Annotated in this window: 26 protein-coding genes; 24 read left to right on the top strand and 2 right to left on the bottom strand. The window is 34.9% G+C overall.

The window, feature by feature from the left end; translation table 11 throughout:
* The first annotated feature begins 4 nt into the window (after positions 1-4).
* The 12 genes from ATN92_RS13880 to ATN92_RS13825 all read left to right on the top strand — a co-directional run bounded on the left by ATN92_RS13880 (position 5) and on the right by ATN92_RS13825 (position 10,432).
* Positions 5-319 (top strand): YhbY family RNA-binding protein, encoded by a 315-nt coding sequence (locus ATN92_RS13880; protein ID WP_025084497.1) that lies wholly within the window; start codon positions 5-7, stop codon positions 317-319.
* Between the two features lie 14 nt (positions 320-333).
* Positions 334-972: a nicotinate-nucleotide adenylyltransferase gene (locus tag ATN92_RS13875; RefSeq protein ID WP_025084498.1), complete on the top strand. Its 639-nt coding sequence runs from the start codon at positions 334-336 to the stop codon at positions 970-972.
* The gene (yqeK, locus tag ATN92_RS13870) at positions 965-1,567 is read left to right on the top strand and encodes a bis(5'-nucleosyl)-tetraphosphatase (symmetrical) YqeK (protein ID WP_056951380.1); all 603 of its coding nucleotides are present in this window, start codon (positions 965-967) and stop codon (positions 1,565-1,567) included. Before ATN92_RS13875 ends, yqeK begins: the two co-directional genes overlap by 8 nt.
* 1 nt (position 1,568) lies before the next feature.
* Positions 1,569-1,925, top strand: coding sequence for a ribosome silencing factor (gene rsfS, locus ATN92_RS13865; protein ID WP_056951378.1), 357 nt, complete (start codon positions 1,569-1,571; stop codon positions 1,923-1,925).
* Positions 1,925-2,656, top strand: a complete 732-nt coding sequence (locus tag ATN92_RS13860; protein ID WP_056951376.1) for a class I SAM-dependent DNA methyltransferase — start codon at positions 1,925-1,927, stop codon at positions 2,654-2,656. The genes rsfS and ATN92_RS13860 overlap by 1 nt, the downstream gene beginning before the upstream one ends.
* 8 nt (positions 2,657-2,664) lie before the next feature.
* On the top strand, positions 2,665-3,765 hold the full coding sequence (locus ATN92_RS13855) for a nucleotidyltransferase (protein ID WP_056951374.1): 1,101 nt from the start codon (positions 2,665-2,667) through the stop codon (positions 3,763-3,765).
* Positions 3,765-4,316 (top strand): YceD family protein, encoded by a 552-nt coding sequence (locus ATN92_RS13850; RefSeq protein WP_056951372.1) that lies wholly within the window; start codon positions 3,765-3,767, stop codon positions 4,314-4,316. The genes ATN92_RS13855 and ATN92_RS13850 overlap by 1 nt, the downstream gene beginning before the upstream one ends.
* Positions 4,317-4,487: 171 nt before the next feature.
* Positions 4,488-5,912 carry an NADP-dependent phosphogluconate dehydrogenase gene (gnd, locus tag ATN92_RS13845; protein ID WP_056951370.1) on the top strand — a complete coding sequence of 475 codons (1,425 nt, stop codon included), beginning with the start codon at positions 4,488-4,490 and terminating at the stop codon, positions 5,910-5,912.
* Between the two features lie 153 nt (positions 5,913-6,065).
* A complete protein-coding gene (locus ATN92_RS13840) occupies positions 6,066-7,376 on the top strand; it encodes a PTS sugar transporter subunit IIC (RefSeq protein ID WP_056951367.1) in 1,311 nt (436 codons plus the stop codon).
* 228 nt (positions 7,377-7,604) lie between these two features.
* Positions 7,605-8,291, top strand: coding sequence for a response regulator transcription factor (locus tag ATN92_RS13835; RefSeq protein WP_056951365.1), 687 nt, complete (start codon positions 7,605-7,607; stop codon positions 8,289-8,291).
* Between the two features lie 29 nt (positions 8,292-8,320).
* The gene (locus ATN92_RS13830; RefSeq protein ID WP_234032604.1) at positions 8,321-9,367 is read left to right on the top strand and encodes a sensor histidine kinase; all 1,047 of its coding nucleotides are present in this window, start codon (positions 8,321-8,323) and stop codon (positions 9,365-9,367) included.
* A gap of 129 nt (positions 9,368-9,496) precedes the next feature.
* Positions 9,497-10,432 (top strand): hypothetical protein, encoded by a 936-nt coding sequence (locus ATN92_RS13825; RefSeq protein WP_056951361.1) that lies wholly within the window; start codon positions 9,497-9,499, stop codon positions 10,430-10,432.
* A gap of 51 nt (positions 10,433-10,483) precedes the next feature.
* On the opposite strand, the gene yidC is transcribed toward ATN92_RS13825, so the two are convergent.
* Both yidC and ATN92_RS13815 read right to left on the bottom strand, forming a co-directional pair.
* Positions 10,484-11,470 (bottom strand): membrane protein insertase YidC, encoded by a 987-nt coding sequence (gene yidC, locus ATN92_RS13820; RefSeq protein ID WP_056951359.1) that lies wholly within the window; start codon positions 11,468-11,470, stop codon positions 10,484-10,486.
* Between the two features lie 58 nt (positions 11,471-11,528).
* Positions 11,529-11,804 carry an acylphosphatase gene (locus tag ATN92_RS13815; RefSeq protein WP_056951357.1) on the bottom strand — a complete coding sequence of 92 codons (276 nt, stop codon included), beginning with the start codon at positions 11,802-11,804 and terminating at the stop codon, positions 11,529-11,531.
* A 67-nt stretch (positions 11,805-11,871) separates the two neighbouring features.
* Between ATN92_RS13815 and ATN92_RS13810 the strand changes: the two genes are divergently transcribed.
* The 12 genes from ATN92_RS13810 to ATN92_RS13755 all read left to right on the top strand — a co-directional run bounded on the left by ATN92_RS13810 (position 11,872) and on the right by ATN92_RS13755 (position 23,387).
* Complete coding sequence (locus tag ATN92_RS13810) at positions 11,872-12,633, top strand: TrmH family RNA methyltransferase (RefSeq protein ID WP_056951355.1); 762 nt, start codon at positions 11,872-11,874, stop codon at positions 12,631-12,633.
* Between the two features lie 324 nt (positions 12,634-12,957).
* Entirely contained in the window at positions 12,958-14,004 is a 1,047-nt protein-coding gene (pheS, locus tag ATN92_RS13805; protein ID WP_056951353.1) for a phenylalanine--tRNA ligase subunit alpha, read from the top strand.
* A 4-nt stretch (positions 14,005-14,008) separates the two neighbouring features.
* Positions 14,009-16,414 (top strand): phenylalanine--tRNA ligase subunit beta, encoded by a 2,406-nt coding sequence (pheT, locus tag ATN92_RS13800; protein ID WP_056951352.1) that lies wholly within the window; start codon positions 14,009-14,011, stop codon positions 16,412-16,414.
* Positions 16,415-16,521: 107 nt separating this feature from the next.
* Entirely contained in the window at positions 16,522-17,616 is a 1,095-nt protein-coding gene (gene mltG, locus ATN92_RS13795; protein ID WP_056951514.1) for an endolytic transglycosylase MltG, read from the top strand.
* Positions 17,617-17,719: 103 nt separating this feature from the next.
* The gene (greA, locus tag ATN92_RS13790) at positions 17,720-18,196 is read left to right on the top strand and encodes a transcription elongation factor GreA (RefSeq protein ID WP_054641987.1); all 477 of its coding nucleotides are present in this window, start codon (positions 17,720-17,722) and stop codon (positions 18,194-18,196) included.
* A gap of 50 nt (positions 18,197-18,246) precedes the next feature.
* A complete protein-coding gene (locus tag ATN92_RS13785) occupies positions 18,247-18,543 on the top strand; it encodes a HesB/YadR/YfhF family protein (RefSeq protein WP_056951350.1) in 297 nt (98 codons plus the stop codon).
* 24 nt (positions 18,544-18,567) lie between these two features.
* Positions 18,568-20,676: a peptidoglycan D,D-transpeptidase FtsI family protein gene (locus ATN92_RS13780; protein WP_056951348.1), complete on the top strand. Its 2,109-nt coding sequence runs from the start codon at positions 18,568-18,570 to the stop codon at positions 20,674-20,676.
* 89 nt (positions 20,677-20,765) lie between these two features.
* A complete protein-coding gene (gene rpmG, locus ATN92_RS13775; protein ID WP_075887565.1) occupies positions 20,766-20,915 on the top strand; it encodes a 50S ribosomal protein L33 in 150 nt (49 codons plus the stop codon).
* A 53-nt stretch (positions 20,916-20,968) separates the two neighbouring features.
* On the top strand, positions 20,969-21,541 hold the full coding sequence (locus ATN92_RS13770) for a 5-formyltetrahydrofolate cyclo-ligase (protein ID WP_056951346.1): 573 nt from the start codon (positions 20,969-20,971) through the stop codon (positions 21,539-21,541).
* Positions 21,534-22,205 (top strand): rhomboid family intramembrane serine protease, encoded by a 672-nt coding sequence (locus ATN92_RS13765; protein ID WP_056951344.1) that lies wholly within the window; start codon positions 21,534-21,536, stop codon positions 22,203-22,205. Before ATN92_RS13770 ends, ATN92_RS13765 begins: the two co-directional genes overlap by 8 nt.
* On the top strand, positions 22,198-22,428 hold the full coding sequence (locus ATN92_RS13760; RefSeq protein ID WP_025084517.1) for a YqgQ family protein: 231 nt from the start codon (positions 22,198-22,200) through the stop codon (positions 22,426-22,428). Before ATN92_RS13765 ends, ATN92_RS13760 begins: the two co-directional genes overlap by 8 nt.
* The gene (locus tag ATN92_RS13755) at positions 22,425-23,387 is read left to right on the top strand and encodes an ROK family glucokinase (protein ID WP_025084518.1); all 963 of its coding nucleotides are present in this window, start codon (positions 22,425-22,427) and stop codon (positions 23,385-23,387) included. The genes ATN92_RS13760 and ATN92_RS13755 overlap by 4 nt, the downstream gene beginning before the upstream one ends.
* The last annotated feature ends 9 nt before the right edge of the window (positions 23,388-23,396 follow it).

Here is a 23,396-nt window from a genome sequence, read left to right as displayed (position 1 = left end):
ACATATGATAATTAAAGGAAAAAAGAATCGTTATTTAAGAAGTCAAGCCGCTACCATGAAACCAGCTATTCAAGTTGGTCGTGATGGTATCAGTGAAAATCTTTTAAATCAATTAGAACTTTTGATTAACAAAGATGAAATAATTAAAGTTTCATTACTACAAAATACAATGGTGGAACCCCAAGATTTGATTGATGCTTTGAATGAATTTGACGAACAAATCGTTCATGTACAAACAATTGGTTCTAAATTAGTCTTTTACAAGAAAGCACCTAAAATTAAAAACCGTAAATATTCTATTGAATTAGAAAATATGTAATTTAAGTGATGAAAATGGATACTCAAAAACAATTATTAACTAAAGCAAAATTAGAATTTCATAGTAATTTGCCCAAAAAGCATGTTGGAATCTTAGGTGGAACTTTTAATCCCATTCATTTGGGACATTTAGTTATTGCCGAACAAGTTTACGAACAATTGTGTTTGGATAAAGTGTTATTTTTGCCTGACAAAGTTCCACCTCATCGTGGAGTACAAAAGACCATTCCTACCATCAATAGTGATGATCGTATCAATATGATCAAATTGGCTATTAGAGATAATATGCATTTTGACCTAGACTTAACTGATATTCATCGTGGTGGAGTGAGCTATACTTATGAAACCATTAAGCTATTGAAAGAATATAATCCTAATACTGAGTATTACTTTATTATTGGTGGAGATATGGTGGAGAATTTGCCTAAGTGGTCTCACATTGAAGAATTGAGACAGATGGTACATTTTGTAGGAGTATGTCGCAAAGGCTTTGAGAAAAAGTCAAAGTACCCTATACTTTGGGTAAACACGCCTGAATTAGAAATTAGTTCAAGTATGATACGTGAGCGAGTCAGAAAGGGTCAAACAATAAAGTATTTGGTACCTGATGATGTTGCTTGGTATATAAATGACAGGGGGCTTTATAATGACTGAATTTAATTATGATGAAGTTATGCCAGGAATCGATCGAGACAAGATTCTGGAGCGAATGCGTGATACTTTAAGCGACTTTCGCTATAACCATTGTTTACGAGTAGAAAAAGTAAGTCGCGGACTAGCTGCTGAAAATGGTGGCGACGTCGAACGTGCAGGTTTAGCTGGTTTGTTACATGACTATGCTAAAGAGCGCAGTGATGAAGAATTTATTAGTGTTATTAAAGAGAAGAATATGGATCCAGAGTTATTAAAATTTAACAATGCTATTTGGCACGGAATCGTTGGCGCTGAAATTGTTAAAGATGAATTGGGTATTTATGATGAAGATGTCCTGAATGCTATCAGAAGACACACAGTTGGTCATACAACCATGACTACAGTTGATAAATGTGTATTTATTGGTGATTTCATTGAACCTAAGAGAAGTTTCCCAGGAATCGATGAAGCTAGACAATATGCTAAAAAATCATTAGATGCTGGAGTAACTTTTGAATTGAAGCACTCACTGGCATACTTGATTGACCGCAATAGAGTAGTATACCCAGAAACATTTGTAAATTATAACTACTGGATCGCAAAAGGAGAATTATAGTTTGGACTCAAAGAATATAATGGAAATCGCTGTTAAGGCAGCAGATGAAAAACACGCTAACGATATTAAAGTTTTGAATATCAGTGGTGTAAGTATTGTGGCTGATTATTTTGTTATTATGGATGCCGGTTCTCAACGTCAAGTTGATGCTATTGTTCAATCAGTTTTGGACAAAGCTGGCGAAAATGACATTAATGTAAGTCACGTTGAAGGAAATCGTAACTCTGAATGGGTATTGATTGATCTTCATGATGTTATTATTCACGTTTTCACAGCCGAAAAACGTGAATTCTACAATTTGGAAAAACTTTGGTCAGATGCTCCCGAAGTAGATATTTCCAATTTGGTAACTGAATAATGATTTATAACTCATTTGCACGTGTTTACAGTGAACTAATGGATGATTCACTGTATGCTAAGTGGGCACAATATGTAGAACAACAAGTCTCAGATAAAGCTAAATCTTTGCTAGATGTTGCTTGTGGTACAGGTGATTTAACAATCCAATTGGCTGATCGTTTCCAAGTTACGGGAACTGATCTATCTGAAGAAATGTTAAAAATTGCAGCGGAAAAAGCAACCAAAGCCAAAAAGAATATTCCATTTGTTCAAAGCAATATGATGGATTTATTTGATTTTGATAAATTTGATGTTATTACTTGTTTTGATGATTCAATTTGTTATTTAAAAGATGAAGATGAACTAGCAGTAGCTTTTAATCAAGCTTACGAACACCTTAATGAAGGTGGTAAGTATTTGTTTGACGCCCATTCTTTATATCAAATGGATGAAGTTTTTCCAGGTTATATGTTTAATCATCGAGCTGAAGATTCAGCTTTTATGTGGAATAGTTATGAAGGAGAATATCCTCACAGTATCGAACATGAATTGACATTCTTTAATTGGAATGAAAAGATTCAAGGCTATTCGGTTAACACTGAACTTCATAAGGAAAGAACATATCCTGTTGAGACTTTTGAGATGATTCTTAAGGACATCGGCTTTAAGAACGTCCAAGTTACGGCAGAATTTGGTCAATCAGAGATCAAAGATAATTCAACTCGTTGGTTCTTTGCTGCAGAAAAATAGAGGATTCTATGACAAAAGTCTATGGTTTCGTTGCGGAATTTAATCCGTTTCACAATGGTCATAAATTATTTATAGATAAAATCAAACAAGAATATCACCCCGATGTTTTAATTGCCGTAATGTCTGGTAATTTCGTCCAACGGGGTGATTTTGCTGTTTTAGATAAATGGAGTCGAGCCCAGATTGCCATCGATAATGGTGTTGATCTTGTTGTTGAGTTGCCATTCGCATATGCAGTGGAGCCAGCACAATATTTTGCTCAGGGTTCGATGAAATTATTGCAGCTGTTAGGAGTCAATGAACTAGTTTTTGGTACTGAACAAAAATTAGATTTTGACGAGTTAGCGAAAAAGATAATTCATTCTAGGACTGAGTTTCAACAGAATTATCATTTGAGTTCAGCTGAAAATTTAACTCAGTATTATCAAACTTTAGGGATTGATATTGCTAAATTGCCTAACCAGCTTTTAGGTATAAATTACGTAACTCAATTGATTGAACAAGGCTATCCAATACATGTCAATACGATTCAACGCGATTCAAGTATGTTTAGTGCAACGGAGATTAGACGGCGTAGGGCTCAAAAACTATCATTCACAGAATTAGTTCCATCGGCAACTGAAAAAGCTTTTGATGAACAAAAGATCGTGAGCTGGGATGATTATTTTCCTTATTTAAAATTTCAAATTCTCAGTCATTCAGTAGAGGAGTTGCACTCCAATTATCAAATGGTTGAAGGGTTGGAATATAAATTAAAGAAGGAAATAAAGCAGAGTCATAATTTCACAGAATTAGTTGAACGTGTGAAATCAAAACGGTATACTATGGCTCGAATCAGACGACTAATGATGTATACGCTGTTAAATGTAAAAGAATCGGAAATTAATAATGTTTATAATAATCCTTATTTGAGAATATTAGGATTTAATGAATGTGGTAGGAACTATTTAAAAGGCTTAAAAAAGAGCAATGTCGATCTGATTACACGTGTTGGTAAAAAGGAACAAAAGCAATTAAACTTAGAGATACGAGCAGATGAAATCCGTCAGCTCATAACTGAGGAAGAACAAAATTTTGGAAAAATACCTTATATGAAAGGGGTAAATTAATGCTAAATTGGGATGTGCAAGAAGTTCGTCGCTATAAGGACAAACCTTTTACATTTAAAGAAACACTTGATTTAACTAAGGAGATGCAAACACGTTCAGAGGATGTGTTAGAAATTTCTCCCGTAGAAGTTGAGGGTCAGTTATTTAATGACCACGGTCTAGTTATTTCAGATATTAAAGTGGAGACAACGTTAAAGGTTCCTTCAACTAGAAGTCTATTACCAGTAGACTTACCAGTGAATATCCGAATTAACGAAGCTTACAACATTGATGATGTAGATGAAGAGGAATTGGAAGATTACAATGTCGTTATTCCTATTGATGATGATAATCCTACCATTAACGTTTACGAGTCAATCGTAGATAATATCTTGTTGAGTATTCCTTCAAAGATTTTAACTAAGAAGGAAGAAGAAGAGGATGTTATGCCATCAGGTAAAAATTGGAATGTTATTTCTGAAGAAGAGTATAAGAAACAACATGAAGAAGAACACGTTAACCCTGAATTCGCTAAATTAAAGAATTTATTTAATGATGACACGAAGGAGTAGTATTGTTACTGCTCTTTTTTATTTGCTTTTATTAGGAATTGAAAATAACATATATAAATCTGATTACGTTTTTTTACAAAAAAATCGCTAAAAAAGTTCTTTTATATACTCCTTTTTTGTTTTTTTGTTAAGATTAATATGTGTTAACAAAAATCGGAGGTAATTATTATAATGGCAAAACCACAAATTGGTGTTATTGGTATGGCTGTTATGGGTAAGAATCTTGCCCTTAACATTGAGAGCCGTGGATATGAAGTTGCTATCTACAACCGTACTGGTTCAAAGACAAAAGCAGTTGTTGAGGAACATCCTGAAAAGAAATTGGTACCAAGTTATACAATCGAGGATTTTGTAAACTCACTAGAAAAACCACGTCGTATTTTGATGATGGTTAAGGCTGGTGCTGGTACTGATGCTGTTATCAATCAATTATTGCCTTTACTAGATAAGGGTGATGTATTGATCGATGGTGGTAATACATTCTTCGAAGATACTATGAAACGTAATGAACTTTTGGATAAATCAGGAATCAACTTTATCGGAATGGGTGTTTCCGGTGGTGAATTGGGTGCTCTTCAAGGACCTTCATTGATGCCCGGTGGCCAAAAAGAAGCTTATGATTTAGTTGCTCCTATTTTGGAACAAATTTCAGCTAAAGCTGACGAAGATGGTGCTCCTTGTGTTACATACATCGGACCTAATGGTGCTGGTCACTATGTAAAGATGGTTCATAATGGTATCGAATATGGTGATATGGAATTGATCTCAGAAAGTTACAACTTGTTGAAGCACTTATTTAACAATGATGTTAATAAGATTGCCGAAGTCTTCCAAGACTGGAACAAGGGTGAACTTTCAAGTTACTTGATCGATATCACATCACAAATCTTGACTAGAAAAGATGATGAAGGCTCAGATGACTACATTGTCAACAAGATCATGGATAAAGCTGGTAACAAAGGTACTGGTAAGTGGAGTTCACAAAGTGCTCTAGAATTAGGTGTTCCACAATCATTGATTACTGAATCAGTTTACTCACGTTACGTTTCTGCTTACAAAGATGAACGTGTTAAGGCAAGTAAGGTTCTTCCCGCACCTGCTACAAAGCCAATTGTTAAAGATATGGACGAATTAGTTGAAAAGATCCGTAAGGCTTTGTACTTCAGTAAGTTGATCAGTTATGCTCAAGGATTTGCTCAAATGAAGGCTGCTTCAGATCACTATGAATGGGATCTACAATATGGTAAGATTGCTCAAATCTGGCGTGCTGGTTGTATCATTCGTGCACAATTCCTACAAAAGATTACTGATGCTTACGATAAAGAACCAAAACTTGATAACTTATTGTTGGACGATTACTTCAAGGGTATCGTTGAAGAATATCAATCAGATGTTCGTGACGTTGTAAGCTTTGCTGTTCAAGCAGGAATTCCTGTTTCAGGTTTCATGGCCGCAATTTCATACTACGATCAATATCGTTCAGAAGTTCTTCCTGCAAACTTGATCCAAGCTCAAAGAGATTACTTCGGTGCTCATACTTATGAGAGAAATGACAAGCCAGGCGTATTCCACTACACATGGTATGAAGAACAATAATTAAATTAATATAAAAATGTCCTTAGACATAATTCGTTGTGTAAATAACGATTAATTGTCTAGGGCTTTTTTATTTAAAAAAACTGAACTTGCTAGAGTTTAAATACTTTCTTATACTTTGAAAATGGGGATTTTTAAAGGGGAGAGGATTTTGTGCCAAAAAGAATAGAAGCTAAGCTATTACCTTTAGCTGATAAATTATCAAATAATGTTGTTTTGAAATCGTTGCGGGATGGTTTTTTGATTGTAACGCCATTAATCTTAATTACGTCTTTATTCTTATTATTTGGAAACTTTCCAATACCGGGATGGACTGATTTTTGGATTAAAATATTTGGATCACAATGGACCAACTGGTTTGATGCTGCGACCGGTTCAGTTTTTAACTTTACCGGACTATTGTCATGTTTAGGAATATCATATGCTTATGGTAAAAACCGCAATTTGATTCCGATCCATGCAAGTATGGTTAGTTTAGTGTCCTTTCTAATTTTGACACCAATGACGGTTAGAGTTAGCGCTACTAGTTCAATTAGTGCTGTTAGAACACTTTATTTAGGCCCAAACGGTATCTTCTTAGGAATGTTTACCGCCCTCATTAGCGTGGAATTATTTAGATTTGCTCAAAATCGTAATTGGACTATTAAAATGCCACAAGGTGTTCCGGATATGGTTAATCAATCATTTGAAGCACTGTTACCAAGTGGCTTTGTAATTCTGTTTTTCTTTCTTATACGAATTATTTTTAGTTTGACTAAATTAGGAACGGCTTATAATTTCTTTTATTCACTATTACAATTACCACTTAAAAATGTTGGAAATTCTATTTTTTCAGTTTTGTTATATATTTTCTTAGCATCTATTTTGTGGTGTTTGGGTATCAATGGTCCATCAGTTGTGAACAGTGTTTGGTCACCAATTTTCTTTGTGCTAACACAGGATAACTTAAAGGCTTTTCAAAGTGGACATCCCTTGCCACACATCTATACAGAGCAATTTATTGAAGATTTTTCTACATATGGTGGCGGAGGCAGTATTTTGTCATTGATTTTGATAATGCTGATCGTTGGTAAATCAAAGAGAATTAAAGGTTTGAGCAGGTTAACTGTCATACCAAGCATGTTTGGAATTGGGGAACCATTTATTTATGGATTACCGGTAGTGTTGAACCCAGTAATAATGATTCCCTTCGTTATAACTCCAGTTACCAATGTATTAATTTCTAGTTTCTGCTTTTCATTGCATTTGGTGCCATATACTAATGGGGTCATGTTGCCGTGGACAACGCCACCTTTGATTTCTGGTTGGTTAACGACTGGTAGTTGGCGAGGATCAGTATTACAATTATTTGAAATTATTTTAGGAATGATTATTTATTATCCTTTTGTAAAAATACTTGATCGTCAGTACTTATCGGAGGAAATGGGAAAGTTGGAATCTCATTTAATAAATCCACAATCTTAACCTGTTCTCATTATTTATATTTCTATGATTAGTAAATTAAATTATTAAAATTGAGGCTAATTATTGTCTCTTTTTTATTTTTCTAAAAAAATAAAAATAAAAGCTTGTCTTCTTTTAATTTTTGCTATATGTTAAAATCATTAGTGCATTGCCAAGAATCTGGCATATTCAAATTAATGATTAAGCTATAATTAAAGACAATTTAATATTTATGTATGGGAGAAATATATGGCTAAAATACTTGTTATTGAAGACGAAGAGAACATGGCAAAATTTGTTCAACTCGAACTTCAACATGAAAACTATGAAGTAACTGTTGAACGTGACGGTAGAACTGGCCTTGAAGCAGCATTGTCTGAAGACTGGGATTTGATCTTACTAGATCTAATGTTGCCTGAATTAAATGGTATTGAAGTTTGTCGTCGTGTTCGCCAAGAAAAGAACACACCAATTATTATGATGACAGCAAGAGACTCAATTATTGATCGTGTATCAGGATTAGATCATGGTGCCGATGATTATATCGTTAAGCCTTTTGCTATTGAAGAATTACTTGCAAGAATTCGTGCTTTGTTAAGACGTATCGATTTAGATATCGATGTAACTAGAAATAATGATCAAGTTCTTAAGTATAAGAATTTGGTAATTGATAAGACAACACAAACTTTGAAGCGTAATGGTGAAGTTATTGATTTAACACGTCGTGAATATGATTTGTTGAGTGTTTTGATGGAAAACGTTGGAACTGTTTTGAGCCGTGATGACTTATTAGAGCGCGTATGGGGAACTGGTTCTTCAACTGAGACTAACGTTGTGGATGTTTATATTAAGTATCTACGTAATAAAATCGATCGTTCAGGTGCACCAAGTTATATTTCAACCGTTCGTGGTAAAGGATACGTGATGAGACGATGAGGATTTCCATTAGATTCAAGTGGACAGCATTGATTTCGATAGTTATTTTAATGGCCTACATTTTTGTAGGTGTCTTAGCTATGCGAACTGTCCAAAATGTTGCATCTGTAAATGAGATTCATTCTTTTACAAATAAATTGTTGATCGGTGGTATTGTTGTTTTCGTTATTGGAGTTCTTTTGAGCTATTTTGCAGTAACTATGGTTTTGAACGACTTGAAGCGAATCAATAAAACGATTGATGATTTAAACAAAAAACCTGATTCTGATTCCAGAATTAAGCTACGTAAAAGAAATGATGAAGTTTACGATTTAACAGTTAATATCAATAAGATGTTAGATCGAATGCAAGCTTACACGAATCAACAAAAGGAATTTGTGGAAGATGTTTCGCATGAATTGAGAACACCAGTGGCTGTTTTGGAGGGACATTTGAGTATGTTGCAACGTTGGGGAAAAGATGATCCTCAAGTTTTGAATGACTCAATTAATTCTTCATTGCAGGAATTGAAACGTATGCAGTCCTTAATTCAAGAGATGCTTGATTTAACTAGAGTTGAACAAATCGATAGTGCCTATTTGGAACAAACGACAGAAGTTAAACCATTGTTTACCCAAGTTTATAATGATTTTAAAATGTTGCATCCCGATTTTGTTATTAATTTTGACGACGATATTCGTGAGGGTAGCAAGGTTAAAATTTATCGTAATCATTTGGAGCAAGTGTTGGTTATTTTACTGGATAATGCTTTCAAATATTCCGCTGATCGGAAGGAAATAAATTTTGCAGCTTCAACTAACTCAGCTTTGCTAGAAGTTGTGGTTCAAGATTATGGCTTAGGAATCGCAAAAAAAGACCTTAAACGTATTTTTAACAGATTCTATAGAGTTGACAAGGCTCGCTCTAGAAAACGTGGAGGGAACGGATTAGGGCTTTCTATCGCCAAGAGATTGATTGAAATCTATCATGGTAGTTTGGAAGTAGAAAGTGTTGTCGGTTCAGGAACAGTTTTCAAGATTGAATTGCCACTTATTCAAGAAGCTCCTGCTGAAGATGAAACATCTAAAGGTGAGTAATTATAAATAAACAGACATTTACTAGAGAATACAATCTTTAGTAAATGTCTGTTTTCATTTTGCAGGTTATTTCCCAAGTTTGATCTAAAAGTATATTATTAAGATACCATCCAAGGGGAGGAAGATATTTTGAGTAAGAAAGCACTGTTAATTGGCGTGATGTGTTTACTACTAATTAGTGCCGGTTGTGCGAATAAGGCTGACGCAGATAAATCAACTTCTGACGTCAAGGCCACGGAAACTACAGAAAAGACAGTAGACTACACAAGCTTATCTCAATCAGAGAGAAATGAATTAACATTTTTATTTACTAGAAGTAGTCAAGATCCAGTATCAGTGGATTTAAAAATTATTAATCGTACTAATAAGAATATAAGCTTTATCAATTCTGATTTTATCCTGATGCATACGAAAAGCGATAAAGTAAGAGCTGACAAAGATGGTGATAGCACTATTGATTCTAACAGTACTAAGACTGTAAAGAATTTATTTGAAGATGTTGAATTGAGTGAATTTCAGACAGTTGGTTTGTTTGTTTATAAAAATTCAGATAATGAATTAGCTTATAGTGAGACAGCCAAGTTAAGTTCCCGTTCATCTAATTTAACTAATAGTAGTTTGGAAAATTCATATAAACAGGCTAATAAAGCGGCTAAGGCAGCTAACCGAGTAACGAAATCAACTAGTTCTGAAACTGAAGATTCTAAGAAGAACAGTACTGATACCGATACTAATACTACGAATACGAATGCTAATGATTCAACAAATACAAATACTGATAGTAGCAATAGTACTGATAATAAAACTGACAGTAATGATGACTCTTCATCAGTTGGAACTGTTAGTTCTGATCAGGCAATGAATATGGTTAAAAGTCACGATGGTAATTCTGATAAGAAATATGCCGTAGTCGTTGATCAAAACGGCGGTACAGCAAAGACTTATACTGATAGCAATGGTCAATCTGTTTATTGGATTCATTCAAGCGATAACGATGGATCATCTGGTGATGATTGGACAGTTTATCCAAATGGAACAGTAATGCATGCTAAGCCAAATCTATAGAGTAAAAAAAGAGGTTGTAAATTCATTTAGAATTTACAACCTCTTTTTTGTCTATTTCTTATTACGATTTTGTTTACCCTTATTTAATTCACGGATGTTTTTGTGTAATTCTTTTTCTTCAGCCTGTTGAGCACCACCTGCAGGGGAACTAGGAGCAGCTCCACCGTTTAAGATACTATCAAGCATTTCTTGAGTAACCACAACTTTAACTGGATGCTTGGCTAAATCAGCATCAGTTTGTTTTCTAATTCTTGGGGTTACGATGTAGTTAGTAATCAATTGTTGAATAACAATAACGACACCACCGACCAAGAAGTAAAGAGCAAGTGCAGCAGATAAGAAGATTGAGAAAAAGAAAGTCATCAATGGACTGACCATCATCATTGTTTGCATTTGTTTTCTTTGTTCTGGTGGAACAATTTGTAATGACATCCAACTTTGGATAACGTAGAACAATGTAGCAATAATGGCAATGACAATACTTGGTTTACCAAGTGGAATATTTAAGAAGGTAGCTGAAGCAATTTCCTTAGAATATTGCACAGCTTGATAAATACCCATTAAGATAGGCATTTGAAGCAATAGTGGCAAACAACCCATACCACCGGTCAAACTAAGATTATTTTGTTTATAAACATCCATCATTAAAGCACTAATTTTTTGTTGTGCAGCTGGATCTTTAGCTTTCTTTTGTGCAGCTTGTACCATCTTCAATTGAGGTTGAACGGCACGCATTTTTTCCTGTTGAGTTGTTGACTTATATTGTTGATTCAATGATAAAGGAACCAACACTAGACGAACGATAAAGGAAATAATAACGATACCCCATGCATAGGCATTCTTACCACCAATAGTTTGAGCCGTCTTTAGGATTAACTTTTGGAATGGAGTTCCAATCCATTTGTAAACAATTCCGTAGGGCCCACTAGTAGGAGCGTGCAGGTTCGCAGCTGTTTGCTGAGCACACCCCGTCAAAACTAGTGTCAGTACTAAAACTAACGAAAGTACTGATAGATATTTGACGTATTTTTTATTCAATTAATAAACCACCCTTTTAGTCGTATATACTGTAATATACGTTAACTCATTTGACGTTTCAACCAATCACAGTAAATTTTTTGTAATGTTGTAAGTCGTCAGAAAAAGTATAGTCCAATTTTCTAACTTTTCCAAAGGGTGATGGTGAAGATTTAACACGATTTAAAAAAATATAAAGTTCTTTTTGTGGTGCTTCGGCTTCAATAGACACAGAACCGTCAAGTTCATTTCGAACGGTTCCAGTTACGCCTAGTTCAACTGCAACCTGTAAAGTTGAGTAGCGAAAGCCCACGCCCTGTACTAAACCGTCAACATTAATAGAAAGATGTTTCACAACTAATCACCTCACATCATCTTATGTGTTAATATTTATATTATAGAACAAGAGGGATGAGACACATATGAAATATATTGAATCTAAAAAAAATGATGAAATCAAGCAACTAAAGAAATTAGCATCAACAAAGTACATTAGAAAAACAGGAACTTACATGGTAGAAGGTTTTCACTTAGTACGTGAAGCCGATGAATATGAACAAGATTTTGTTCAAGTGTTAGTTACCGAGAAGTATGCAGAGGATCGTTTGGTTAAGAAATACCATGATATCGCTGTGACTGTTTCAGAGGATGTAGCTAAAGAGTTATCTGAAACAAAGACTCCACAAGGAATTTTTGCTGTCCTTAAAGTAAATAATACTGAATCTTTATCAGAACTTACTGGACAATGGGTTATGCTAGATGATGTTCAAGATCCTGGTAATGTGGGAACAATCGTTAGAACGGCTGATGCTGCCGGATATGATGGTATTATCACTAGCTTAGACTCAGCTGATTTTTATCAACCAAAAGTTCAACGCTCAATGCAAGGAAGCCAATTCCATTTGCCAATCTATCGTATGGATATTCATAAGGCTATTGATTTAGCTAAAGAATCAGAACTAACAATTTATGGTTCTGAAGTTAATGAACAAGCTAAGCCTTACAATGAACTAGAAAAAATTGATAATTATGCTTTGGTTATGGGTAATGAGGCTCACGGAGTAACACAAGATGTCCTTAATGCCTGTGACGAGAACATTTATATTCCAATCCTAGGAAAAGCCGAGTCATTAAATGTGGCTGTAGCAGCTGGAGTATTGATGTACGGATTACAAACACTTTAAAGACTTGCGAAACTTTTTGGTTTTTGTATAATTAGTCATATGAAAATAGTTTAAACTTTGATGAAAAATAGTAGCTTGGAATTTCATAACAGGAAGAGTCGTTGACTGAGAAGACTTGATGAATGAAAGAGTGAATTCACTTTCTGAGTTTATGAGTTGGTTACTTTATAACCTTTGAGTGCATGTATTAGACATGAACTAGGGTGGTACCGCGAGTCCTCGTCCCTTATTTGGGATGGGGACTTTTTTTATGCAGAAAGTTCATTAAAGAAATTACAAACATTATTTAAAATAACAATAAAAGGGTAATGCAGGAGGAAAACTATGTCATTAGATGATAAGCTCAAAAGCTTAAGAGAAAATGGTATTGATGAAGCCAAGCGTGCACAAAGACTTCAAGAGTTAAATGACCTAAGAGTCAACCTATTAGGAAAGAAAGGCCCAATCACTAAAGCCTTACGTGGGATGAAAGACGTTCCAGCTGAACAACGTCCTGAAATTGGTACATTAGCTAACAATGTTAAGAATGATATTCAACAAGCCATTGAAGAAAAAATGACTGAATTGAATGAAAAATTAGTAGCACATCAACTTGAAGAAGAAAAAATTGATGTTACTTTACCAGCTGCTAAACAAGTTCAGGGAACTAAGCATATCTTGAATCAAACAATTGAAGATATTGAACAATTCTTCATTGGTTTAGGTTATGAAGTTGCTCCCGGTTATGAAGTTGAAGAAGATCACTATAATTTTGAAAGATTAAACATCCCTAAGGATCATCCTGCTCGTGATATGCAAGATACATTCTACTTGTCAGATGAACTATTAATGAGAACTCAAACTTCGGCTCAAGAAGGCCGTGACATGGAAGCTCATGACTTTACTAAGGGTCCTTTGAAGATGATCTCACCAGGCGTTGTTTACCGTCGTGATGATGATGATGCTACTCATTCACATCAATTCCATCAAATTGAAGGTTTAGTAGTTGATAAGAATATTAGTATGGCCGATTTAAAGGGTACTTTGGAAGCTTTATGTCGTCACGTCTTCGGCGCACAACGTGAAATTCGTTTCCGTCCAAGTTACTTCCCATTCACGGAACCTTCTGTTGAGGTTGATGTTTCATGTTTCAACTGTGATGGAAAAGGTTGTCGTATCTGTAAGTATACTGGCTGGATTGAAGTCTTAGGTGCCGGACTAACTCATCCTAATGTTTTGAAGATGTCTGGAATTGATCCTAACGAGTACAGTGGTATGGCTTTTGGTCTTGGACCTGAACGTTTTGCTATGCTCAAATATGGAATTAACGATATCCGTGATTTCTATTTAAACGATGTTAGATTCCTAGAACAATTCAAAGGAGTAAATTAAGATAATGAAAATTTCTGTTAATTGGTTAAAAGATTATATTCCTGTTACACATACTGTTGAAGAAATGGCTAACAAAATTTCTCTAACTGGTATTGAATCAAGTCCTGTTGAATTGGGAACAGAGCTAACAGGTTTAGTTGTAGGTCACGTTACAAGCGTTAAACCACATCCTGATTCAGATCATTTGAAAGTTTGTATGGTTGATGTTGGTGAAGATGAGGATATTCAAATTGTCTGTGGTGCTCCTAATGTAGCTGTAGATCAATATGTGATCGTAGCAACACACGGTGCGCACTTACCAGATGGTATCAGAATTAAACGTGGTAAATTACGTGGTCAAGAGTCAAATGGGATGATCTGTGGTTTGGATGAAGTAGGAGTACCTGCTAAATATATGCCTGAGGAATTTGAAAATGGTATTTATGTTTTCGATGAACCACAAAAACCAGGTACTGCTGTATATGATCTATTAGGCTTGAAAGATCAAATGGTTGATATCGATATCACACCTAACCGTGCTGATACTTTGGGTATGCGTGGGGCTGCTTGGGAAATTGGTGCTACTTATGATGAGAAGCCTAGTTTCAAAAAGCCAGAATTGAATGCTGATAAGATCAAAGATTTAAATGATGTCGATGTAGAAGTTGAAGAGAAATCTTTAGTACCTGATTACTTACTACGTGAGTTAAAAGACGTTAAGGTTGGCAAGAGTCCACTTTGGATGCAAAGAAGACTTTGGAATCAAGGTATTCGTCCAGTTAACAGTGTAATTGATGCTGCTAATTACGTTATGATTGAATATGGTCAACCTATTCAAGTTTATGATTTAGATAAATTGACTGAAAAGAAATTGGTTATCAAAAAGGCTCATGATGGTGACAAACTAAAATTAGCTGATGAAGATAAAGTTTTGAATCACAACGATTTGATCATTACAGCTGGCGAAGATATTCTTGGTGTTGCTGGAATTGTCAATGGTACAGTTGCTCAAGTAGATGAAAATTCTAAAAATATTTTACTAGAGGCCGGTGTATTTGATGGAGCCAGCATTCGTAAGACAGCTCAAAGACATGATCTACGTGATGATGCCTCAAACCGTTTCGAAAAGGGTGTTGATAATGGTATTGTTTCTGAAGCCTTAGTTCGTGCCACACAATTGGTTGATGAAACTAGTGCCGCAGAAGAAATCTCTAAAGAGATTGTTGGTAATTATACAGAAGCTAAACCAACTGTTATTGAAGGTAGTGTTTCTCATATCAATCATTTGATGGGCTTAGAATTATCAACTGATGAAATGGTAGGTATTTTGAATCGTTTAGGCTTTACTGTTAAAGTTGATGGCGACAAAATCACTGTTACTATTCCAACTCGTCGTTGGGATATGGCAATTGAAGCCGATCTTGTAGAAGAAGTTAACCGTATTTACGGATATGAAAACTTGCCTAATACTTTACCAGCCGGTATGGAAACACGCGGTGGCTACAGTCAAAAACGTGAATTCAGTAATAAATTACGTGACGTTTTACTTGGCGAGGGAATGGACGAAGTTATTAATTTCTCATTACTAAGCAAAAAAGAAGTTGATGACTTTAATACAGCAAATACTGAATATACTAAGTTGTTACATCCAATGACTGAAGATCATGAATATTTGAGAAATAGTTTGATTCCTGGTTTAGTTCGTAATATTGCCTACAATCAAGCTAGAAATAATAATGATCTAAGTATTTTTGAACAGGCCCGTATCTTTGCTCGTCCAAAAGGTCAAGCTCGTCCTAATGAAATTGAATACCTTTCAGGTGCTATCAGTGGCAATGTGATAAATGATTCTTGGAATACTAAGGCTCAAAAAGTTGATTTCTATTATCTCAAAGGAATTGTTGACGAAGTATTATCATTTACTAATGCTGATGCTAAATTTGAATATGAAGCTACCGCAGATTATTCAAATATGCATCCAGGTCAAACAGCCCAAATTTTGGCTAATGGTCAAGTAGTAGGTTTGATTGGTAAATTACATCCTAAGTATCAAAAAGACCATAATGTTGATGAAACATTTGTTTTTGAATTGAATATTGACGCTCTCTTTGAACTAAACGAGAAGAGTATTAAATCTCAAAGTGCTCCAAAATATCCAAGCGTTAGTCGTGATTTAGCTATTTTAGTTAAGAGCGATGTTGAAAATGCTCAAATTATTTCAGATATTTATGAAAATGGTGGTAAATATTTGAATGATGTAACGATTTTTGATGTTTATGAAGGCAAGAATATTAAGACAAACTATAAGTCATTGGCTTACCATCTAGAGTTTTTGAATCCAAATGGCACCTTGACTGATGAAGAAGTTGAAAAGGCATTTTCATTGGTTAAAGATAGTTTAGTTGAAAAATTTAATGTGGAAATTAGATAATTATTCCAAAACTAATGGTATAATTCTAATAAATTAACTCGGGAGGCTGTGTCTTGAGCCAGAAGGACGAAAAAAAAGAAGCATTAAATCAAGAATCAACTGATAAAATGAAAACTCGTGCTGAGGAACGATCTGTAGCTAATCATATAGCTTATTGGATTGTCGGCGTGATTGCTGTTTTAGCAGTTGTCGTTGCCATTATTGGCTTCAATTATGTAAACAGTTCATTGCAACCATACAATGCGAATAGTAAAGATGATATTGTCGTTAATATTCCTGTTGGTTCATCAAGCAAAGAAATTGCAAAAACACTTGAAAAGGACAAAATCATCAAGAGTGCAACGGTCTTTAATTTTTATATAAAGGCTCAAAACTATAATGATTTTCAAGCCGGATATTATACGTTCAAGCAATCAATGGATATGAATTCTATTGTTAAGCAATTACAAAAGGGTGGAAGTGCTCAACCAACTGGAACAGCTAAAGATAGTGTGCTAGTTCGTGAAGGTGTTACAATTGATCAAATTGGTGATCAAATTCAAAAGAGTACTAGCTTTACGAAAAAAGATTTCTTGAAGTTGATGAAAGATGAAAAATTCATGAAACAGCTTCAAAAGAAATATCCACAATTGCTAAATTCAACAATGTCCAGAAAGAATGTTAGATATCATCTTGAAGGTTATTTGTTCCCAGCTACATACAGTGTTTATAAAGGATTGAGTTTGAAACAGTTAGTTGGTCAAATGGTTGAAAAGGATAATGATATGCTACAGCCATACTTCTCAACAATTAAAGAGAAGGGTTATTCTGTTCAAGAGGTTCTAACCTTAGCATCATTGGTTGAACGTGAAGGTGTTACAAAGACAGATCGTGGAAAGATTGCTGGTGTCTTCTTTAACCGTTTAGATGTCGATATGCCTATACAATCTGATATTTCTGTTATGTATGCTTTGAATACACATAAGACAAAACTTACATATAAAGATGTTAAAGTGAACTCACCATATAACTTGTACAAGAATACTGGTTATGGTCCTGGACCATTCAATACTCCAAGTATTCAATCAATAGAGGCTGTTTTAAATCCAACTGACAGAGATCAAAATTATCTCTACTTTGTTGCAGATTTGAAGAGCGGTAAGGTATATTATTCACGTACACGTGAAGAGCACGATAGTAAAGTTGCTGCTCTTAACCAGTAGTATTATAGTGAATTAAAAAATGTCATCTAATCATGGTTGATTAGATGACATTTTAAAATTAGAATATTAATAAATGATTTTTTAGAAATGAGGAAGTTATAAAATGGCAGATAAAAGTTACCCTATGACAGCTGAAGGTAAGAAAAAGCTTGAAGAAGAATTGGAAAATTTAAAGAAAGTTAAACGTCCAGAAGTAATCAATAGAATTAAGATTGCTAGAAGTTTTGGTGATCTATCTGAAAACTCTGAATACACTTCTGCTAAAGATGAACAAAGTGTTGTTGAATCACGTATTTCACAAATTATCGAAATGCTACAATATGCTAATGTTATCGATACTGATGAGGTTGCTAGTGATGAAATTTCTATTGGTAAAAAAGTTACCGTTCAAGAGGATGGTGAAGAACCTGACGTTTACACAATCGTTGGTGCTGCTGAATCAGATCCTGACAGTGGTAAAATTTCAAATGACTCACCAATTGCTAAGGCCCTATTAGGTAAGCATACAGGTGATGTTGTTACTGTTGATACTCCTGTTGGCAGTTATGATTTGACTGTTAAGTCCGTAGAAGTTGCTTAGTGAAGACGTTTTCTGGTATGTTTACCTTATAAAATATTGAGGTGACAATAATGAAAATTGAAATAACTGATGAGGCTTCTAAGTGGTTCCGCGAGGAACTTGATTTGGTTCCTGGGGATGGAATCCATTTCTATGGTAAAGTGTATGGTAAGACAATGGTTCATGATGGTTTTTCAATTGCTATGCGAAAAGAAAAACCGGTTGATCCGGAATCTAGTACTATAGTTGATGGAATCACATATTTTATTACTGACAGTGATACTTGGTTTTTTGCCAGATATGATTTGTTAGTTGAATATGATCCTAAACTGGATGGACCTAAATATATTTTTAAATCTAATGAATAACTATTCGCTTTTTTGAAGGATAATATGAGAAGAATACTTGATATATTAAAGAAAAGAACAGGTAGTCAAGCGAAGTCTACTATTCCATTTCGTCTAAACCTGCTTTTTTTTATTGTCTTTGTTCTATTTGCTATGTTAGTTGGACAACTTGCATATTTACAAATCGTTTATGGTGGTAAATTTCAAGCCGAAGTTAACCGAACAGACAAGACAGTAATGACAGGCAGTGTACCTCGAGGAATGATTTATGATTCTAAAGGTAGACTATTGGTAGGTAACTCAACACAAAATGCTATTACTTATACAAAGAGTGGTAGCGTTAAGTCAACGGATATCTATCAAATCGTTAACAGACTAACTAAATATTTAACCGTTGAGAAAACTAATTTAACTAGCCGTGATAAAGCTGATTATATTCTTTCAGCACCAGGTAAATCAGCCAAGGTTATTAAGCAAATGCCTAAATCATACCGTGTTAATTCGAGTGGTGATGCATTAACATCTACTAAAATTTATGCAAATGAAGTTAAATACGTTGAACAACAAGGTATTCATTTGAATGATAAAGACCTTCAAAGGGCCACTTTATTTAAGAAAATGAGTTCAGCTTATTCACTTTCAACAGTCTTTTTAAAAGATAAAGATTTAACTGCTAAAGAGATTGCGGAAGTTAGTGAACATTTAACAGAATTGCCTGGAATTAGTATTGGTAGTAACTGGGAACGTGATTATCCACAGGGAACATCTATCGAAAGTATTATTGGTGGTGTTTCGACTGAACAACAAGGTATTCCTGATGATGAGTTAAATACTATGTTGGCATCTGGTTATTCCCGTAATGACCGTGTTGGTACAAGTTATTTGGAAAAGAGTTACGAATCAATTCTTTCTGGTACTAAGAGTAAACGTGAAGTACAAGTAGGCTCTAATAACCAAATTAAGAAGAGTAAAGTTGTTTACAAAGGTCAAAAAGGTGGAAATCTTAATTTGACTATTGATTCATCTTTCCAAAAGAAAGTACAGGATGCTTTAAATACACAATATAGTGCTGCTAAGGCAGCCGGTATTACTCAATATTCTGATGGGGCTTATGTTGTTGCTATGAATCCTAAGACTGGATCTATTTTGGCTATGGCTGGGGTTCACAATAATCCTAAGACCGGTAAAACTAGTGAAGATGCTCTAGGTGTCATCAATCGTACCTTCGTAATGGGTTCTGCTGTTAAGGGTGCAACTGTTTTGGGTGCTATGATGGATGGAGTTATTTCACCATCTAACAATACTTTGGCCGATGAACCAATTTACTTGCCTGGTACTCCAGTTAAGAAGTCTGTTTACCCAATTGGTACTTTCAGTAGCTTGAGTGCCGTACAAGCCCTTCAATTCTCATCTAATGAGTACATGATGGCTTTGGCAATGAAAGAGGCTAATGCTAAATATACGCCAAATTCCTATATTAAAATGGATTCAGATATCTTCTCTAAGTTGAGAGGTTATTTCAATCAATTCGGATTAGGTGTAAAAACTGGTATTGATATTTCAGGTGAAACAACTGGTATCGAAGGTGCTACACTGAATAGCTCTGGCGAATTGAAGACAGGTTCTGCACTGGATTTATCTTATGGAAACTACGATGCTTATACTTTAATTGAAATGGCTCAGTACATTTCAACTATTGCTAATGGTGGATATAGAATGAAACCATACATTGTACAATCAATTCAAAAGACTAAAGATGATGGTACTAAGGGTGCTTTGACTTCAGTTACACAACCTAAGGTCTTGAACAAAGTCGGATTCACTAATGATGAATTAGACGTTGTTAAGAGAGGTATGTACGCTGCTGTTCATGGTAGTGGGTACTGGACTACTGCTACTCGTTTGGCCGATATTAAGCCAGCTGTAGCTGCTAAAACTGGTACTGCTCAGTCATTCTACTATGATCCTGATAATCCAAGCAGTGACCCCCCTGAAACAATTACTACTAGTTTAGTTAGTTTTGGACCTTATAGTGATCCTAATATTGCGATGGCTATTGTGTTCCCTAATTTAACTAGTGAAAGTGGATCATACCCACAATTACTTGCAAAACAGATATATACGGATTACTATAAGATGACAGGACAGAAATAAATCCTGATTTGACCTTTTAAAATACCGTGAAAAATGATATATTTAATTAGTTGAATTTAGTTAAGTATTTATGAAAGGATGTTCCAAAGATGAGAGTAAACATAACAATGGAATGTACTTCATGTCATGAACGTACATATCTAACAAACAAGAGCAAACGTAACAACCCTGATCGCCTTGAACTTAAGAAATATTGTCCACGCGAACGTACTGTTACATTGCATCGTGAAACAAAATAAACAACAGGTTAAAATCCCTGTTGTTTTTTTTTACTAGGATTGGGAGTGATTAGTTGGATAAAGTAAGCTTTAGAAAAAAGCAAATTGATTTAGTTAGTACTTTCATGAAGTCTGACAAAGCACAAAAAGAAATCAATAATATTTATTTTCAGCTTTTTAATGATTTAGATTTTCAAAATGCACCAAGTATTGGAATTACTTTAAGTATGAATGATGAAATTCCAACGTTCCCAATCATTAATCAATGTTGGGAAATGGGCAAGGAAGTTTATATTCCAAAGACTTTTGCCGATCATTCAATGACTTTTGTTAAGTATACGAAAGACACTGAAATCGAAGAAAGTCCTTTTGGAGTTCGTGAACCAAAGAATTATGAAAATAATTTAATGGATCCTCCTGATCTTCTAATCGTTCCAGGTTTAGCCTTTTCAAAAGATAGGCATAATCGTTTAGGATTCGGCGCAGGATATTTTGATAGATATCTAGCCAAGTATCCAACTAAAACCATCTCTTTAGCATCTTCACAGCAATATTATGAAGAGGCTCAATGGCCAATTTATGTACTAGATAAGCCAGTAGATAAAATTATTTTAGCCAAGACGGATAAGGATCAACAAAATGTTTAATCGACAGAGTAATGCGTATGTGACATGGACACTCTTGGTATTAACTATTGGAGTTTATCTGGTTGAAGTTCTAGCTGGAGGCTCACAGAATAGCAATACTTTGATGACAATGGGTGCCATGACGAATGTAAGTATTCAAACTGGTGACTGGTGGCGTTTGATTACACCAATATTTTTACACTTAAGTGTCTTCCATATTTTCATGAATGGGTTTACACTATTATATGTTGGTCAAATATTAGAGCCCATGATAGGTCATTGGCGCTTTTTAACAATTTACCTTTTGAGTGGTATCACTGGTAATTTAGCAAGTTTTGCTTTTGGAAGCGATAATACAATTTCAGTGGGTGCTAGTACTTCGATTTTTGGTCTCTTTGCGGCTTTTCTAGCTTTGGGATTCATATATCGTGAAAATAGATTTATGACTGAAATTGGTAAGAGTTTTCTAGGTTTGATTGTCGTTAACTTACTTTTGGACTTATTAATGCCTAGTATTAATATTTGGGGGCACCTTGGTGGTGCACTTGGGGGATTGTTCTTAGGTTATACTTTAGGTTTGCCTGGTATACAACGTCCTAAGATGATTTTTAGAATATTATCTCTGGTTGTTTTAGTCGTAATTTCTTACTTTATGTATACAAAAGGTATGATAGTTTATGGATGAGATGAGTTTTAGAACTCTTTATGACGTTCAGCAACTTCTGAAAAGATATGGCACTTTTGTTCACGTTGGTAAAAGAATGTGGGATATAGAGCTTATGTTTATTGAGGTTAAGCGTTTATATGAGAGTCAAATGATCGACAAAAAGACCTTCATCAATGCTCAATTGGTCTTAAAACGGGAGCATAGAATAGAAGAAGAAAAAGAAAAGGACAGATCAAAGTGACAGACAAAAAGTTAATCGGTGTTGACCTTGGTGGTACAACAATTAAATTTGCTATTCTTACTGAAAAAGGTGAGATTCAACAAAAATGGAGTATTGAAACAAATATTCTATCTGACGGACAATTAATTATTCCTGATATTATTGATTCAATTAATCATCATCTTGATATGTACGGTATGAGTGCCGACCAATTTGATGGAATTGGTTTGGGTTCACCTGGTACTATTGATCATGAAAAAGGAACAATCAAAGGTGCTTACAACCTTAACTGGACTAATGAAGTTTATCCAGTACGTGACATCGAAAAAGGAACAGGTCTTCCTGTAACTATTGAAAATGATGCTAACGTTGCAGCACTTGGTGAAAGATGGCAAGGTGCTGGTAACAACGCTAAAGATGTTGTTTTTGTAACACTTGGTACTGGTGTTGGTGGTGGTATCATCGCTAATGGTCAATTACTACAAGGTGCTAATGGTGCAGCAGGTGAAATCGGTCACGTTACTGTTGATCCTAATGGTTTCATGTGTACATGTGGTAAGAGAGGTTGTTTGGAAACAATTGCCTCTGCTACTGGTATCGTTCGTGTTGCTAGAGATCGTGCTTCAGAATATGCTGGAGATTCAGAATTGAAAGCTATGCTTGATGATGGTCAAGATATCTCTGCTAAAGATGTATTCGATTTGGCTAAAAAAGATGATGATCTAGCATTGATCGTTGCTGATTATGTTTGTGATTCACTTGGATTTGTTCTAGGTAATATTGCTAACACCTTGAATCCTAAGTATGTAGTTATCGGTGGTGGTGTTTCTGCTGCTGGAGAATTCCTTCTAAACAAAGTGGACAAAGCTATGCGTAAGAATGAATTTGCTACAATCAAGGACTCAACTGAACTAAGACTTGCTAGTCTTGGTAATGGTGCAGGTGTTATCGGTGCAGCTTCATTGATTAAAGTTGGTTAGGGGTTTGTG

The organism is Companilactobacillus bobalius (assembly GCF_009764355.1).
The sequence above is the reverse complement of the archived record's forward strand: the minus strand, read 5'-3'. Positions and strand labels throughout refer to the sequence as shown.

Coding starts and splice junctions, on each gene's coding strand:
- ATN92_RS13880 (WP_025084497.1), top strand. CDS start 5: ATGATAATTAAAGGAAAAAAGAATCGTTATTTAAGAAGTCAAGCCGCT.
- ATN92_RS13875 (WP_025084498.1), top strand. CDS start 334: ATGGATACTCAAAAACAATTATTAACTAAAGCAAAATTAGAATTTCAT.
- yqeK (WP_056951380.1), top strand. CDS start 965: ATGACTGAATTTAATTATGATGAAGTTATGCCAGGAATCGATCGAGAC.
- ATN92_RS13860 (WP_056951376.1), top strand. CDS start 1,925: ATGATTTATAACTCATTTGCACGTGTTTACAGTGAACTAATGGATGAT.
- ATN92_RS13855 (WP_056951374.1), top strand. CDS start 2,665: ATGACAAAAGTCTATGGTTTCGTTGCGGAATTTAATCCGTTTCACAAT.
- ATN92_RS13850 (WP_056951372.1), top strand. CDS start 3,765: ATGCTAAATTGGGATGTGCAAGAAGTTCGTCGCTATAAGGACAAACCT.
- gnd (WP_056951370.1), top strand. CDS start 4,488: ATGGCAAAACCACAAATTGGTGTTATTGGTATGGCTGTTATGGGTAAG.
- ATN92_RS13835 (WP_056951365.1), top strand. CDS start 7,605: ATGGCTAAAATACTTGTTATTGAAGACGAAGAGAACATGGCAAAATTT.
- ATN92_RS13810 (WP_056951355.1), top strand. CDS start 11,872: ATGAAATATATTGAATCTAAAAAAAATGATGAAATCAAGCAACTAAAG.
- pheS (WP_056951353.1), top strand. CDS start 12,958: ATGTCATTAGATGATAAGCTCAAAAGCTTAAGAGAAAATGGTATTGAT.
- pheT (WP_056951352.1), top strand. CDS start 14,009: ATGAAAATTTCTGTTAATTGGTTAAAAGATTATATTCCTGTTACACAT.
- mltG (WP_056951514.1), top strand. CDS start 16,522: ATGAAAACTCGTGCTGAGGAACGATCTGTAGCTAATCATATAGCTTAT.
- greA (WP_054641987.1), top strand. CDS start 17,720: ATGGCAGATAAAAGTTACCCTATGACAGCTGAAGGTAAGAAAAAGCTT.
- ATN92_RS13785 (WP_056951350.1), top strand. CDS start 18,247: ATGAAAATTGAAATAACTGATGAGGCTTCTAAGTGGTTCCGCGAGGAA.
- ATN92_RS13780 (WP_056951348.1), top strand. CDS start 18,568: ATGAGAAGAATACTTGATATATTAAAGAAAAGAACAGGTAGTCAAGCG.
- rpmG (WP_075887565.1), top strand. CDS start 20,766: ATGAGAGTAAACATAACAATGGAATGTACTTCATGTCATGAACGTACA.
- ATN92_RS13765 (WP_056951344.1), top strand. CDS start 21,534: ATGTTTAATCGACAGAGTAATGCGTATGTGACATGGACACTCTTGGTA.
- ATN92_RS13760 (WP_025084517.1), top strand. CDS start 22,198: ATGGATGAGATGAGTTTTAGAACTCTTTATGACGTTCAGCAACTTCTG.